Genomic DNA, 13,349 nt, shown 5'->3' with positions numbered 1-13,349 from the left:
GGGCGCAGAGGCGCCACGCCCGCGAGCAACGCCCCGAGCCGCCCGGCCGGCACACGCGCGGGGAGATCGGCGCCGCCATCCCCCGCCGGGGCGTGGGCCGCGGCGTATTCCGCATAGCCCTTGGTATGGCCGATCGGATCGCCGGCCAGCAGGATCAGGCGGGTGCGGCCGGAGATCATGGCTTCAGCACCAGCGGCGCGGGCAGGTCGGCATCCTGCGCGCGGAACAGCAGGCGGAGCGTGGTGCGCTCGGACTTGCCCAGGCCGGGCGCCTCGGCCTGCAACTGCACGGCGTGGCTGGCATTGCCCTCGAAGCGGAAGCGTCCGTCGGCGCCGGTCGTGGTGCGCTGCTTCTCGGTGTTCACGACGAAGCTGCGTTCGAAAAGCTGGACGGTTGCGTTCGGCACAGGTTGACCGCCGGGCCCGACGACCTGCCCGCGGATCTCGCCGGTGGCGTTCATCGCGACGTTCACGTTCCAGCCGAAGACCAGGATCAGCAGCACGGCCGGCACGATCACCCAGCGGGACAGCAGCCAGGGATGAAGCCTGCGCCTCGGCTGGCTCATCCCTTCGTCGCCCCGTGCGTCAGGCCGCGGATGAAGGCCGACTGCGCCATCAGGAACACCAGGATGCCCGGCGCCAGCACCAGGCAGACGAAGGCATAGAGCGCGCCCGTCGTGTCCTCCATGTAGGAGAGGAAGCGGGCGAGGCCGAGCGGCAGCGTCTGCATGTCCGCGTCGCGGGTGATGATCAGCGGCCACATGAAGCTGTTCCAGGACCAGATGAAGGCGAGGATCACGTTCGTGGCGATGGCCGGCCGCGACAACGGCAGCAGCACATGCGTGATGATCCGCCATTCGGAGAGGCCGTCCATCCGCGCTGCCTCCACCAGGCTGCGCGGCACGGCCTCGAAGGCGGATTTGTAGATGAAGATGCAGACGATGGTGGACAGCAGCGGCAGCGCCAGCCCGAGATAGGAATTTAGCAGCCCGATCCGGGCCGTGATGAGGTAGGCCGGGATGATCGTGGCCTGGAAGGGGATCAGCATGCAGGACAGGAGCAGCAGGATCACCAGCTTCTTCGCGCGGAAGCTTTGGGTCAGCGCATAGGCCGCCATGGCGTTCAGCACGACGTTGCCGACCACGGCGAGCACCGAGACGATGATGCTGTTCATCAGGTAGCGCGGGAAGGGGATGAGGTACCAGACATCCACGAAATTGTAGGGATGCGGGTCCTGCGGCAGCAGCCTGGGCGGATAGGCGTAGATGTTCTCGTCCGTGATCGCCGTCTTCAGCACCCAGTAGAAGGGCAGCAGCATCACGGCGCTGACCAGGATCAGCACCGCATGGCGCAACCAGGGCACGCCGCGCCGCATCAATCCTTCTCCACCGCGCCGGCATTGCCGCCGGCCAGCCGGTTCGCCAGGAAGGTCAGCAACAGCAGCAGCAGGAACTGCACCACGGTGACGGCTGCGGCGTAGTCGAACTTCGTCTGCCCGAAGCCCAGCTTATAGATGTAGGTCACCAGCAGCTCCGTCGCATGGCCCGGGCCGCCATTGGTCATCACATAGACCAGGTCGAAGCTGGTGAAGCTGTTGAGCAGCCCGATCACGGCGCAGAGAAACAGCGATGGCCGCAGCATCGGCAGGGTGATGTGCAGGAACACCGCGTGCCGTGGCACGCCATCCACGCGCGCGGCCTCGTACAGGTGCTGCGGGATCTGCTGCAGGCCGGTCAGCAGGATGATCATGTAGAAGCCGATCACCTGCCAGATGTCGGTCAGGATCACGCTCGGCATCGCCAGATCGAAGGACTGCAGGAAGCCGAGCGGCTTGTCGATCAGGCCGAGCTCGCGCAGCGCCCAGTTGATGAAGCCGCCGCGCTCGTCGTACATCCAGCGCCAGATGATGCCGACCGCCACCGTCATCAGCGGGTAGGAGAGGAAGACGATGGTGCGGTAGACGCTCGCCCCCTTCAGGTCGGAATTGACCAGCAGCGCGATCCCCAACGCCAGCAGGATCGCCAGCGGCGCGGCGCCGATCCAGATCAGGGTGTTCCACAAGGCCGTCCAGAAGACGTCGTCGTAGAACAGCATCTCCTCGTAGTGCTCGAGGCCGACCCAGCGCGGCGGCCGCATCGGCGACCAGGACTGGAAGGACAGCACCGCGTTCCAGCCCAGCGGGATCACGCGATACAGCAGGAAGATCGCAAGCGAGGGCAGCAGGAAGCACAGGATCATCGCGGCCTGCCGCGTGCGCTTCCGGCCCCACCATCCCTGGCTTCCGCCGGCCCCGCTTCGGGCCGGCGGCAATGCGGCGCCCGCGCCGCTCACCCGCGCGAGAGTTCCCGCCCCACGCGGCGCTCGGCGTCGGCCAGCGCCTGGCGCGCGCTCTTGCGGCCGAGCAGCGCGCTCTGCAGTTCCGGCCAGAAGGCTTCCTTCACGCGCGCATCCTGCGGCAGCGGCCAGTTGCCCACCATCTTGTCGGTGTGCTCGATCTGCGTCTTCAGCACCTCGTAGACCAGCGGATCGGCGCTGCGCAGCGATGCCAGCAGCGCCTCGTCCACCGCCGTGTTGCCTGTCAGGATGCGCCGCTGCGTCGCAAGCTGATTCGCCTGCTCGTTCGCGGTGACATGCTTCACGAAGGCCCAGGCGAGATCCGGGTTGCGCGAACCTTGGGAGACGCCGAGGCCGTGGCTGTTCGGCGTGGAGTAGTTGCCCGGCGCATGCGCAACGCCCAGCGTCTCGCCATTCACCCAGTTGCCCTGGCCGCGGACGAAGAAATAGGCGGGGCTGTGGGCGTGCAGCATGCCGACATTGCCGGCGGCGAAGGCGCCGTTCGGCTCCACCCAGCGGCCGGTCCAGGAGATCTTGTTGATCGCGCCGCTCTCGCTCGCGCGCGCCAGCTTCTCCACCACCTCGATCGCTTTGGGCGTGTTGAAGGCCGGGCGCTTCAGGTCGGGTGTCAGCAGGCTGACGCCATTCATGGCGAAGAGCGGCCAGTAGAGCCAGTCGAAGTTCAGCGTCAGGAACCCGGTGGCGTCGCCCTGCGCCATCTTGCCGGCATGGGCCAGGATCTCGTCGAAGCTCTGCGGCGGGCCGGACAGGCCGGCGCGCTGGAACATGGTCTTGTTGTAGAACAGCAGCGTCTTGGTGATGTAGAAGGGCAGCATCCAGTTCTTTCCGCCCAGCGTCCAGTTCGACAGGTAGTTCGCGTTGAAGCGGTTCTTGACGTCGGCCTCGGCGGCCAGGCGCGGCGTCATGTCCATCAGCACGCCGTTCGCCGCGTACTCCATCCACAGCGCGCCCTGCGTGTTGATCACGTCGGGCGGCGTGCCGGCGGCGAGCTGCGTCTGATAGAAGGCCGGCAGCTCGGGGCCCTTCTTGTCCAGCCATTCCACCTCGGCGCCCGGATTGGCGCGCTGGAAGCTGGCGATCCAGCCGCGGATCAGCGGCTCCTGGTCGATGATGTTCCAGGTCAGGAAGCTGATCCGTTGCGTCGTCTGGCCGATCGCCGGGGCGGCGAGCGCCGCGGGCAGGGCCGCCGAGGCCTGCAGAAGCATACGGCGAGAGAGCATGGTCCGTTCCTCCTTCCTCGCGCCCCCGCGGGGCGTCGTTGTCCTTGCGCAGCCTAGGCCGAGACGGCCGTTTCGTTCCAAGGAATCTCACGCCCCTCGCGGGCCGACCGCTCGGCCAGCAGGCAGCAGCGCACGGCGTCGCGCGCCGCCTCGGGCGGCACCAGCGCGCGGCCGGCCCGAAAACCTTGCACGGCCTGCTCGGCTTGTGTGACCAGCTCGAACACCTCGCCGCTCTCGCCGAGCGGCAGCGCCTCCGCCTGCTCGCCCGGCTGCGCGCGGCCGCGGAACAGGTGCAGGCTGGCCGCGGGCGCGAAGCTGCGGTCCATCGCGGCGGACCACAGGCTGCGGATCGCGCCGCCTTCGCCCATCACATGCACCGCGACATGATGCTCGAAGCCGGCGACCACGGTGTTCAGCGTCGCGAATTGGCCTCCCTCGAAGCGCAGCGTCACCGCCAGCGCCTTTGGCATCGCCGGATCGCCCGAGGCGAGCGCACGCAGCGCGACCGGCGGGCCCCAGGACTCGCCGTACCACAGCAGCAGGTCGAAGAAATGCACCGGCTCCTCCAGGATCCAGGAGCCGACGCGGCCACGGTCGTAGCGCCAGCCGCCCGAGCCGGTGCGATAGGGGAAGCGGAACAGCGAGACGCTCGCATGCCGTGCTTCGCCGATCGCGCCCTCCGCGATCAGCGCCTTGATCCGCCCCCATTGCGTCGAGACGCGCAGCTCATGGCCGATGGTCAGCACGCGGCCGCTGTCGCGCGCCGCCGCGACCAGCGCATCGCAATCGGCCAGCGTCAGCGCCATCGGCTTCTCGAGCAGCACATGCTTGCCGGCGCGCAGCGCGGCGAGGCCGAGTTCGGCATGGAGCGCGTTCGGCGCGGCGATCACCACGGCCTCGATGCCTTTGTCGCCGAAGACCGCGGCGGGATCGCGATGCACCGCGATGCCGGGCCGATCGGCGGCGGCCTGTGCCGCGCTGGCCTCGCCATGCGCCACGACGGCGACGAACTCGGCGGAGGGCGCCTCGTCCAGCGCCCGCGCGTGATGCCGGCCCCAGGCCCCGTAGCCGATCAGCGCCACGCGCATCATGCGAGCGTCGCCCCCGGCATGCGCGTGACCTCCTCCGTCACGACCAGCGCGCAATCGGGATGGCGCTGCGCGTAGCTGGCGGGCACGGCGGGCGTGACAGGGCCGTGCAGCAGCTTCCGCACCATCGCCGTGTGCCACGGACGGTTCATGAACAGCCGCAGCTTCCGCGCGCCCAGGATCTCCTGCATGCCCACGGTCACGGCGTGCTCGGGGATCAGGTCGATGGCGCCGCGCGTCGCGGTGACGGAATTGATCGTCCGCGTCTCCCGCGTCAGGCGCTGCACGCGCGTCGCGCGCTGCGCGAACTCTTCCACGCCCACGACCTCCCCGGGTTCGGGCGGCTCGTTGAAGGCGATGTGGCCGGCGATGCCGACGCCGCCGAAAGCGACATCCACGCCGCCATGCCGCGCGATGAGCGCCGGCACCGCATCCAGCGCATGCGGGTCGGGGAAGACGATGCGTGGCGCGCGGCCCGGCGGCATCGGCGCCGTCATGTGCCGTTGCATGTGGCCGCGGAAGGAGAGGGGGTCGGTCTCCGGAATCCAGTCGCCGCCGGGCGTCAGGTACTCGTCCATGCCGATCATCACGAGGTCGGCCAGCGACATGTCCTGCTCGGCGCAGAGCCGCGCCAGCACATCGTATTGCCCGACCGGCCCGACCGGCACGATGAACACCACCGTCTCGCGCCCGGCCGCCTTCGCCAGGCGGTACTCGGCCAGCAGCTCCTCCGCGAAGGCCTGGGTCAGCGCGGCGGCGTCGGGCACCACCCGCACCGGGATGCGCGTGCCGCGGCCGAGATTTTCGGGCCGGGTCGCCAGCTCTTCCGTCACAGCCGCGCGCCTTCCTGCGAGAAGAGGTGGACATCCTCCGGCGCCAGCGCGAGGCGAACCTCCTCCCCCGCGCGGCGCACGCTGCGGGCCGGGACCCGCGCATGCAGCTCCGTCCCGGCGATGTCGAGCGTCACCAGCGTCTCGCTGCCGAGCGGCTCGACCACGGCGGCGGGGCCGCTGCGGGCGGCCGCGCCCGGCTGCCCCGGCGGCAGCCAGATCAGCCGTTCGGGGCGGATGCCGATGGTCGCCGCGCCCTCGGGCGGCGCGGCGGCGAGCCGCAATGCCGTGCCATCGCCCAGCACTGCGCGCCCGCCTTCAACGCGCCCCGGCAGCAGGTTCATCGCCGGCGCGCCCATGAAGGCGGCGACGAAAGTGGTCGCGGGGCGGTCGTAGATCTCCTCCGGCGTGCCGACCTGCTGCACCAGCCCGCCCTGCATCACCACGATGCGGTCGGCCAGCGTCATCGCCTCCACCTGGTCGTGGGTGACGTAGATCGTCGTGGCACGCAGCCGGTCCCGCAGGCGCTTGATCTCGGTGCGCATCTGCACGCGCAGCTTGGCGTCGAGGTTGGACAGCGGCTCGTCGAACAGGAACACCTTGGGATCGCGCACGATGGCGCGGCCCATGGCCACGCGCTGGCGCTGCCCGCCCGACAGCTCGCGCGGGCGGCGTTCCAGCAGATGGGCGATGTCCAGCACCGCCGCGGCCTGCTGCACGCGCCGCGCGATCTCGGCCTTGGCCGCGCCGCGCCAGCGCAGCGAGAAGCCCATGTTCTCGGCCACCGACATGTGCGGGTAGAGCGCGTAGTCCTGGAACACCATGGCGACGTCGCGATCCTTCGGATCGCGCTCGTTCACAACAGCGTCGTCGATCAGGATGCGGCCTTCGGAGGCCTCTTCCAGGCCTGCGACCATCCGCAGGATGGTGGACTTTCCGCAGCCCGAAGGGCCGACAAGCACGATGAACTCGCCATCCGCGATCGCGAGGTCCACGCCATGGACCACCTGGACGTCGCCGAAGCGTTTGCGGATGCCGCGCAGTTCGACCGTCGCCACCGCTGCTCCGTTTCCCTTCCCGAGACGATGCTAGGCGTGGCCGCGCGTCCCGCGCAAGCGACCGGCGGCCGGATGACGGCGGGGCGCCGGCCCCAGGGGGTTGCGGCTGCTCTCCTAACCCGCTAGGAACCGCGCCGTTTCCCGTCCGGCACGCTGCTGTAGCTCAGTGGTAGAGCACTCCCTTGGTAAGGGAGAGGTCGAGAGTTCAATCCTCTCCAGCAGCACCAGCCTGCCAGTCCGTTCGCCCGCGACCCCCGGCCCGGCAGGCTTGACACCGGCCTGCGGCAGGGCGCGTCATCAGCATCAGCCCGATCCGGGCCGTCGGCCGCCGACCGGTGCTGCGCTGCGGGCGGGGGCGACGGTGCGCGGTGACCGGTCGGCGCCGGGGAGGACACCGCATGGCCGATGCGCTTTCTGACATCGCGGCAGCCCCCGTCTCGCTGGAGCGCGACGGCTTCCTGCGCCAATTGCTGCGCGAATTGGCCGGCACGCTGGAGGAGGTGGTGGGCGTGGAGGAGGCGTCCGGCTACATCAGCGTGGTCGGCGCCGCGATGGGGGAGCGGATCGGCGGGCAGTATCGGGAGGCCCTCGGCATCGAGTCCCTCTCGCGCGGTCAGGTCGCCCAGGTGCTGGTGGACCTCAAGCGCCGGATCCAGGGCGACTTCTACCTGATCGAGGCGACCGATGACCGCATCGTCCTCGGCAACCGTGCCTGCCCCTTCGGCGATTACGTGAAGGGCAGGCCGTCGCTTTGCATGATGACGTCCAACGTCTTCGGCGCGATCGCCAGCGACAATCTGGGCTACGCCGGCGTTCGGCTCGAGCGGACCATCGCGGATGGGCATGCGGAGTGCCGGGTGGTGGTGCATCTTCGCCCCGACGCGGAGCCGGTGCCCGGCCTGCGCGAATACTTCCGCCGCGACGATGGATCACGCGGCTAGCCGCGGCGCGGCGCAGGAGGATCGCCGCATTGCCGCGATCCTCGATGCGCTGCCCGATCCGCTGCTGTTCGTACGGGTCGATGCCCATATCGACTTCGCGAACCGGGCTGCCCTGCTGTGCCTCGGCGAGGCAGCCGGCGCGTCCGCCAATCTGGCGGCGCGCTGCCCGGATGCCGGCGCGGCGGCCGCCTTCCTCACCTATCTGCGGCGCTGCTCTGGGTCGGTCGGCCTGCTGCCGGGCGCGGTGACGTTGCGCGACCGCGACGGCCGGCCGGTCCGCTTCCAGTGCCGCGCCGGCCTCCATGAGCCGGCGGGGGCGACGGTTGGCGCGCGCCTCTTGCTGCGCCTGTCGGATGCGGGGCATGAGCGCTTCCGCCTGCTCACCCGGCAGATCGATGCCCTGAACGCGGAGGTGCGCCAGCGGCGGCGCGCCCAGGAGCGGCTCGAGGAAGCGCTGCGCGAGCGAGAGCTGTTGCTTCGCGAGCTGCACCACCGGGTCAAGAACAACATCCAGATGCTGCGCAGCATGCTGTCCACCGCGATGCGCGGGCGCGACGCGTCCGATCCGGCGCGCATCCTCCAAGAGGCCGCGCGCCGGCTCTCGGCCGTCGGCGCCGTGCACCAGATGCTCTATGTCGGCGACCTGGAGGGTGTCCCGGGCGGCGAGTTCCTCGACCGTGTCGGCCGCGCGGTGCTCCAGGGACTCGGCATGCCCGGCGGGCTCGTCACGGAGGCGGAGCAGCTCGCCGTCTCGAACGAGGCCGCGGTGCCGCTCGGGCTGATCCTGAACGAGCTGATCGCCAACGCCGCCAAGCATGGCAGGCGTGCGGACGGCACGCCGGGCACGCTGCGGGCCGGGCTGCGTGCGCTGCCCGACGGGATGCTCGAACTCTGGGTGGAGGACGAGGGGCCGGGCTTCGACCGCGTTCCGGAGGATGCGCGCGGGGCCTCCGGCCTCAGCCTCGTGCGCGGCCTTGCGCGCCAGGTCGGCGGCGCCTTCCTGGTCAGCCGGGGCGAGGCCGGCGGCGCGCGCTGCGCGGTCCGTTTTCCCCCAGGCGACGCTCGCCCCGCCGCGAAGGAGCATGGCTGATGGTCTCGCCGACGTGCGCGGACGCCGTTGCGCCCTGCCTGCATGCGTCCTTCCCGAACTGGCGATCCGGTCCGGTCCACGCGCGCGAAGCGCAGGAGACGACGGCGGGGATGCCGGCGGCGCGCGATCGCGTGCTCGTCGTGGAGGACAACTACCTGGTGGCGCTGGAAGCCGAGCTGGCTTTGGACGAGGCGGGATTCGAGGTGGTGGGAATCGCCGCCGACGCCGAGGAGGCCTTGGCGCTCGCCACCGCGCGGCGCCCCCATCTCGTGGTGATGGACATCCGGCTGCTCGGCAGCGTGGACGGCATCGAGGCCGCGGCGCGCATCCACGCCGCGCTCAGTATCCCGAGCCTGTTCGCCACGGCCCATTCCGACGCCGCGACGCGCGCGCGCGGCGAGGCGGCGGTCCCCGATGCGCGCTGGCTGATCAAGCCCTATGCGCCGGATGCGCTGGTGGGCGCGGTGAAGGCCGCCCTCGCGGACCGACGCCGACAGGACTGATGCCGGCCAGCCTTTCGGCTGACTCGACATCAGAGTCTCTCTTTGCGCGCGGCCGCCCCGCCAACCCCGCGCGCCATACCGTTCGCGTCGCCGATGGCGACGTCATCAGCAAGGCTCGGCGGTATGACCCGGCCGCAGCTGCGCGAAGCCGCCTACGCCATCCCCACCGCCGGCAGCCTTTCCCGTCGCGCATCGTCCGGCCGGGCGCGGATCATCGCCTCCAGCGTGCGCCGCGTTTCCGCATGGGCCGGGTCGTCGGCGATGTTGTCCATCTCCTGCGGGTCGGCGACCAAATCGTACATTTCGGCTGCGCCGGAAATCTCCTCGACCGTCAGCTTGAAGCGCTTCGTCCGCACCGTGCGCAGGTTCAGCGGCACGCCGCAGCGGCTGTCCGAGAGGTCCCATTCGCAGAAGGCGAAGTCTCGCGTCTGCTCGCCGCGCGCCACCGGCAGCAGGGACCGGCTGTGCCAGCGTTCCGGCTTCTCCACCCCGGCCAGGTCGGCGAAGGTCGCCGCCATGTCGAGGGTCGAGACCGGCTCGTCGCAGGTCCGGCCCCGCGGCACGCCGGGTCCGCGCATCAGGCAGGGCACGCGGATCAGCCCCTCATAGGTGATCGGGCCCTTGAGCAGCAGGCCGTGGTCGCCCAGCCAGTCGCCATGATCCGCGGTGAACACCACCAGCGTGTCGTCATCCAGGCCCAGCCGGTTCAGCTCGGTCAGGATGCGGCCGACATTGTGGTCGATCAGCGAGATCATGCCGTAGTAGTTCGCGATCACCTCGCGCAGCGTCGTCTCGGTCAGCACCGGCGTTCGGCTGTGCTTGGCGCGGAATTCCCGCAGCTTCGGGTCGGCCAGGTTCGGCACGCCCTCCAGGCTCGCCTTGTGCCACCACGGGCGGCGGTCGAGGTCGAGCGTCCAGTGTTCCGGCAGGTCCACATCCTCCGGCCGATGCAGCAGGCTCCAGGGCACCGGGCAGTCGAAGGGGTGGTGCGGGTCCGGGAAGCTGGCCCACAGGCAGAACGGCCGGTCCCGACGCTCGTTCATGTAGGCGATGGTGCGGTCGGCGACCCAGTTGGAGTTGTGCCAGGCCTGGGGCAGGCCGGAATGCCAGGTCTGCGGCGCGCCATGCGTGTCCGGCCCGTGATTCTCCTTGTAGAGCCGGTTCTTCAGCTCCCCGCGCCCGTCGCCATGGTACCAGGCCTCATAGGCCTGGCCGAAGGGCGGCTCCATCGGGGGGAAGGTGTTGTGCCCCTCCACCACCAGCTCGGCGCGCTGGAAGCCCATATAGGGCCCGGTCCAGTTCGGTCCGTAGCGGTCCATGCTGAGGCGGCATTCCGGGCTGCCGGTGGGCGCGAAGGTGTGGGCGGTGGCGAAATGCGCCTTGCCCAGCAGCGCCGTGTCGTAGCCGGCCTTTGCCAGCACGGCCGCGAAGCTGTCGCGCGCTTCCTCGACCGGCAGGTCGATGCCGTTGTCGCAGACGCCGTGGCTGCGCGGCATCCGCCCCGTCAGCATGGAGGCGCGGGTCGGCTGGCAGACCGGGTTCGGCGCGATGCAGGTGGTGAAGGCGGTGGACTCCGCCGCCAGCAGGTCGAGATGCGGCGTTCGCACCTTGCGGCCGAAGGCGCCGATGCAGTCGGCCCGCTGCTGGTCGGTGGTGATGAACAGGATGTTCGGGCGTTTGTCGCGCAAGCTGGCGTTTCCCCTACTCGATCGTGACATTCGCGGCGCGCGCCGCGGTGCCCCAGCTCGTCCGTTCCTCCGCCATGAAGGCGTCGAAGGCGGCGGGCGGCATGTAGCGCGCGGTGAGGCCCTGGGCGCCGAGCTTCTGCTGCACCTCAGGCTTGGCGAGCGCCACCGAAATCGCCTCGGACACGTAGCGCACCACCTCGGGCGGCGTGCCGCGCGGGCCGACCACGCCGTACCAGACCGCGAGCGAAAGGCCGGGCACGCCGGCCTCGGCGATGGTCGGAACGTCGGGCAGCTGCGGGGAACGCGTGCCGGTGCTGACCGCCAGCGCGCGCAGCTTGCCCTCGCGCAGATGCGGGATGAGCGGCGGCATGCCGATGGAGCCGAGCGGCATCTGCCCGCCGAGGATCGCCGTGGTCGCCGGTCCGCCGCCGCGGAAGCCGACATGCGTCACGCGGAAGCCCAGGCGCTGCGCGATGATCTCCATGCCCAGATGGTGCTGGCTGCCCGTGTTGGGGCTTGCGAAGAGGATCGGGTCCGCCTGCGTCTTCGCCCAGGCCGCGAGCTCCGTCAGGTTGCGCGCCGGCACCTCCGGCCGCACGACGATGACGAAGGGGAATTCCGCGACGAGCGCGATCGCGGTGAAGTCGGTGGCGGGATCGAAGGGCACGTTGCGGAACAGCACGGGATTGATCCCGATCATCGCCGCGTCGTTGAACAGCAGCGTGTAGCCGTCGGCCGGCGCGCGCGCGGCGGTTTCGGCGGCCAGGTTGCCGCCGGCGCCGGTGCGGTTCTCGATGGCGAAGCCGCGGGGGAAGGCGCCGCCCATCGCCTCGGCCAGGATGCGGGCAGTGATGTCCGTGGCGCCGCCCGGGGCCGAGCCGATCAGGACGCGCACGGGACGCGACGGGTAGCCGGACTGCGCCAGGGCCGGCGCGGCAAGCGCGAGAGGGGCTAGCCCGAAGGCGCGGAGCAGGCCGCGGCGCGGCGTCCCTGGCAGCATGGCGTGTTCCTTCCTTGGCCTTCCCTGACGCCCCGCGACGTTGCGCCGGGCCGATTGCCGGGAAGGTTCCGCCGCATCATGCTCGCCGTCCAATGCATTGTCGGCCCGTGATCGATGCCCATGGAGGCATGAATGCTCGAAATCCGCGAGTTGCGGCGCTTCGTGGCCCTGGCCGAGGAATGCCATTTCGGCCGCGCGGCGGCCCGCCTCGGCATGGGACAGCCGCAGCTCAGCCGCGCGCTCCAGGCGCTGGAGCGCCGCATCGGCGCCCGGCTCCTGGCGCGGACCAGCCGCGACGTCGCCCTGACCGAAGCGGGCTCGGTCCTGCTTGAAGACGCGCGGCGGATGCTCGCCATCGCCGAATCGGCGCCGATTGCCGCGCGCCGCGCGGCGCTGGGCGAGCGCGGCACGCTGGCGGTCGGCTTCTCAGGCTCCTGCGCCTATTCCTTCCTGCCGGGCGCGCTGGAGGGCTTTCGGCGGGCGCGGCCCGGGGTGGAGCTGGCGCTGCGCGAGATGGCGGCGGCACGACTGGTGGAGGCGCTGCGCGAGGCGCGCTTCGACATCTGCCTGATGCGCGGCGCACGGGTGCCGCCGGGGCTGGCCGGCGCCCTGGTCTTCGAGGAGGCGATGGTCGCGGCGCTGCCGCGGGCGCATCCGCTGGCGGGTCAGGCGAGCATCGCGCTGCAGGACCTGGCGGACAGCGACTTCGTCGGCTTCCCGGCCCGCGACGGCACCGACTTCCATCGCCAGCTGACCGAGATCTGCGCCGGCGCCGGCTTCGTTCCGCGCATCGTGCAGGAGGTCTCGCCGATGCACGCGCTGATCGGCCTGGTCGGAGCGGGGGTGGGCGTGGCGGTGGTGCCGGCCTCGGTGCGCAAGCTGCGCTTCGACGGCGTGACGTACCGCAAGCTCGCGCACGCCGGAGCGCGGTCGCAGGTCTGGGCGATCTGGCGGCCCGACCGCTTCCCGGCGCCGGCGCGTGCCTTCGCCGAGCATCTCGGGGTGGCGGTCGAGCAGCGCCACCCCGAGAAGCCGGGGCTTATTCCGGCGTGATGGTCAGCGCATCCACCGCGACGGTGATGGTGCCGGGGCCGGACACGCTGACCGGCGAGGACAGGGCCGCGTGGGTCAGCGGGTTGCCGCCGCTGGCGGCATCGAACAGGCCGAGATGCGTCAGGCTGCCGACGGCGGCGGTGAAGTTGAAGCTGAGCGCCGCGGCGTTGCGCTGCGCGCCGGTGCCGGTGAAGGTCACGCGCTGCCGCGCATAGCCGTTGCCCGCGGGCTCGCCCGTCAGGCCGCTGGCATCGGCGCCGCCGGTGCCGAGCGCGGCCCAGACGGCGACCGGCAGCGCCGGGACGCGCCCGCACAGCGCGCGCGCCAAGAGGTTCTTGGCGTGGTCAGTGAGATCGGTCATCGCTGTCTCCTCACGTTTGCAGGGGTGGGGGGGGGGGGGGGGGGGCCGGCGGGGGGGGGGGGGGGGGGGGCGCGCCCGGCGGCGCCGATGCGGCCGGGCAGAGCGCGCTGCGCGGGGCGGCGCTGGATCTGCGGCGACAGCTGTCGCGGGAACAGGGGCATGA

The 13,349-nt window shown here is 71.0% G+C and carries 14 protein-coding genes and 1 tRNA gene; 5 read left to right on the top strand and 10 right to left on the bottom strand.

Going from position 1 to position 13,349, the window contains the following annotated elements; all coding sequences use genetic code 11:
• Positions 1–175: 175 nt before the first annotated feature.
• The 7 genes from AC1MIR_RS16750 to AC1MIR_RS16720 form a co-directional block, all read right to left on the bottom strand.
• Positions 176–565: a carboxypeptidase-like regulatory domain-containing protein gene (locus AC1MIR_RS16750; RefSeq protein ID WP_480029318.1), complete on the bottom strand. Its 390-nt coding sequence runs from the start codon at positions 563–565 to the stop codon at positions 176–178.
• On the bottom strand, positions 562–1,374 hold the full coding sequence (locus AC1MIR_RS16745; RefSeq protein ID WP_480029317.1) for a carbohydrate ABC transporter permease: 813 nt from the start codon (positions 1,372–1,374) through the stop codon (positions 562–564). Before AC1MIR_RS16745 ends, AC1MIR_RS16750 begins: the two co-directional genes overlap by 4 nt.
• The gene (locus tag AC1MIR_RS16740) at positions 1,374–2,237 is read right to left on the bottom strand and encodes a carbohydrate ABC transporter permease (protein WP_480029316.1); all 864 of its coding nucleotides are present in this window, start codon (positions 2,235–2,237) and stop codon (positions 1,374–1,376) included. The genes AC1MIR_RS16745 and AC1MIR_RS16740 overlap by 1 nt, the downstream gene beginning before the upstream one ends.
• Before the next feature lie 89 nt (positions 2,238–2,326).
• Positions 2,327–3,574 (bottom strand): ABC transporter substrate-binding protein, encoded by a 1,248-nt coding sequence (locus AC1MIR_RS16735; RefSeq protein ID WP_480029315.1) that lies wholly within the window; start codon positions 3,572–3,574, stop codon positions 2,327–2,329.
• A gap of 53 nt (positions 3,575–3,627) precedes the next feature.
• Positions 3,628–4,665: a Gfo/Idh/MocA family protein gene (locus AC1MIR_RS16730; protein ID WP_480029314.1), complete on the bottom strand. Its 1,038-nt coding sequence runs from the start codon at positions 4,663–4,665 to the stop codon at positions 3,628–3,630.
• On the bottom strand, positions 4,662–5,495 hold the full coding sequence (locus tag AC1MIR_RS16725) for a sugar phosphate isomerase family (protein ID WP_480029313.1): 834 nt from the start codon (positions 5,493–5,495) through the stop codon (positions 4,662–4,664). The genes AC1MIR_RS16730 and AC1MIR_RS16725 overlap by 4 nt, the downstream gene beginning before the upstream one ends.
• A complete protein-coding gene (locus AC1MIR_RS16720; RefSeq protein WP_480029312.1) occupies positions 5,492–6,550 on the bottom strand; it encodes an ABC transporter ATP-binding protein in 1,059 nt (352 codons plus the stop codon). Before AC1MIR_RS16720 ends, AC1MIR_RS16725 begins: the two co-directional genes overlap by 4 nt.
• A 152-nt stretch (positions 6,551–6,702) precedes the next feature.
• Between AC1MIR_RS16720 and AC1MIR_RS16715 the strand changes: the two genes are divergently transcribed.
• From AC1MIR_RS16715 to AC1MIR_RS16700, 4 genes are all read left to right on the top strand, one after another.
• Positions 6,703–6,777, top strand: a tRNA-Thr gene (locus AC1MIR_RS16715).
• Positions 6,778–6,948: 171 nt separating this feature from the next.
• A complete protein-coding gene (locus AC1MIR_RS16710; protein WP_480029311.1) occupies positions 6,949–7,491 on the top strand; it encodes a methanogen output domain 1-containing protein in 543 nt (180 codons plus the stop codon).
• Complete coding sequence (locus AC1MIR_RS16705; RefSeq protein WP_480029310.1) at positions 7,475–8,581, top strand: sensor histidine kinase; 1,107 nt, start codon at positions 7,475–7,477, stop codon at positions 8,579–8,581. Before AC1MIR_RS16710 ends, AC1MIR_RS16705 begins: the two co-directional genes overlap by 17 nt.
• Positions 8,581–9,084 (top strand): response regulator, encoded by a 504-nt coding sequence (locus tag AC1MIR_RS16700; RefSeq protein WP_480029309.1) that lies wholly within the window; start codon positions 8,581–8,583, stop codon positions 9,082–9,084. The genes AC1MIR_RS16705 and AC1MIR_RS16700 overlap by 1 nt, the downstream gene beginning before the upstream one ends.
• Positions 9,085–9,236: 152 nt before the next feature.
• Here the strand turns inward: AC1MIR_RS16700 and AC1MIR_RS16695 are convergent, their stop codons facing one another.
• Positions 9,237–10,772, bottom strand: coding sequence for a sulfatase family protein (locus tag AC1MIR_RS16695; protein ID WP_480029308.1), 1,536 nt, complete (start codon positions 10,770–10,772; stop codon positions 9,237–9,239).
• A gap of 13 nt (positions 10,773–10,785) precedes the next feature.
• The gene (locus AC1MIR_RS16690) at positions 10,786–11,772 is read right to left on the bottom strand and encodes a Bug family tripartite tricarboxylate transporter substrate binding protein (protein ID WP_480029307.1); all 987 of its coding nucleotides are present in this window, start codon (positions 11,770–11,772) and stop codon (positions 10,786–10,788) included.
• 132 nt (positions 11,773–11,904) lie between these two features.
• Between AC1MIR_RS16690 and AC1MIR_RS16685 the strand changes: the two genes are divergently transcribed.
• Positions 11,905–12,825 carry a LysR family transcriptional regulator gene (locus tag AC1MIR_RS16685; RefSeq protein WP_480029306.1) on the top strand — a complete coding sequence of 307 codons (921 nt, stop codon included), beginning with the start codon at positions 11,905–11,907 and terminating at the stop codon, positions 12,823–12,825.
• Here the strand turns inward: AC1MIR_RS16685 and AC1MIR_RS16680 are convergent.
• Positions 12,812–13,186, bottom strand: a complete 375-nt coding sequence (locus AC1MIR_RS16680; protein WP_480029305.1) for a phage tail fiber protein — start codon at positions 13,184–13,186, stop codon at positions 12,812–12,814. The genes AC1MIR_RS16685 and AC1MIR_RS16680 overlap by 14 nt on opposite strands.
• Between the last annotated feature and the right edge of the window lie 163 nt (positions 13,187–13,349).

The sequence above is a fragment of the Falsiroseomonas sp. RANM36 genome (genome assembly GCF_056682175.1).
The sequence above is the reverse complement of the archived record's forward strand: the minus strand, read 5'-3'. Positions and strand labels throughout refer to the sequence as shown.

Excerpts from the sequence above, each read along its gene's own strand:
- AC1MIR_RS16750 (WP_480029318.1), bottom strand. The coding sequence starts at position 565 with ATGAGCCAGCCGAGGCGCAGGCTTCATCCCTGGCTGCTGTCCCGCTGG.
- AC1MIR_RS16745 (WP_480029317.1), bottom strand. The coding sequence starts at position 1,374 with ATGCGGCGCGGCGTGCCCTGGTTGCGCCATGCGGTGCTGATCCTGGTC.
- AC1MIR_RS16740 (WP_480029316.1), bottom strand. The coding sequence starts at position 2,237 with ATGATCCTGTGCTTCCTGCTGCCCTCGCTTGCGATCTTCCTGCTGTAT.
- AC1MIR_RS16735 (WP_480029315.1), bottom strand. The coding sequence starts at position 3,574 with ATGCTCTCTCGCCGTATGCTTCTGCAGGCCTCGGCGGCCCTGCCCGCG.
- AC1MIR_RS16730 (WP_480029314.1), bottom strand. The coding sequence starts at position 4,665 with ATGATGCGCGTGGCGCTGATCGGCTACGGGGCCTGGGGCCGGCATCAC.
- AC1MIR_RS16710 (WP_480029311.1), top strand. The coding sequence starts at position 6,949 with ATGGCCGATGCGCTTTCTGACATCGCGGCAGCCCCCGTCTCGCTGGAG.
- AC1MIR_RS16705 (WP_480029310.1), top strand. The coding sequence starts at position 7,475 with ATGGATCACGCGGCTAGCCGCGGCGCGGCGCAGGAGGATCGCCGCATT.
- AC1MIR_RS16700 (WP_480029309.1), top strand. The coding sequence starts at position 8,581 with ATGGTCTCGCCGACGTGCGCGGACGCCGTTGCGCCCTGCCTGCATGCG.
- AC1MIR_RS16690 (WP_480029307.1), bottom strand. The coding sequence starts at position 11,772 with ATGCTGCCAGGGACGCCGCGCCGCGGCCTGCTCCGCGCCTTCGGGCTA.
- AC1MIR_RS16685 (WP_480029306.1), top strand. The coding sequence starts at position 11,905 with ATGCTCGAAATCCGCGAGTTGCGGCGCTTCGTGGCCCTGGCCGAGGAA.
- AC1MIR_RS16680 (WP_480029305.1), bottom strand. The coding sequence starts at position 13,186 with ATGACCGATCTCACTGACCACGCCAAGAACCTCTTGGCGCGCGCGCTG.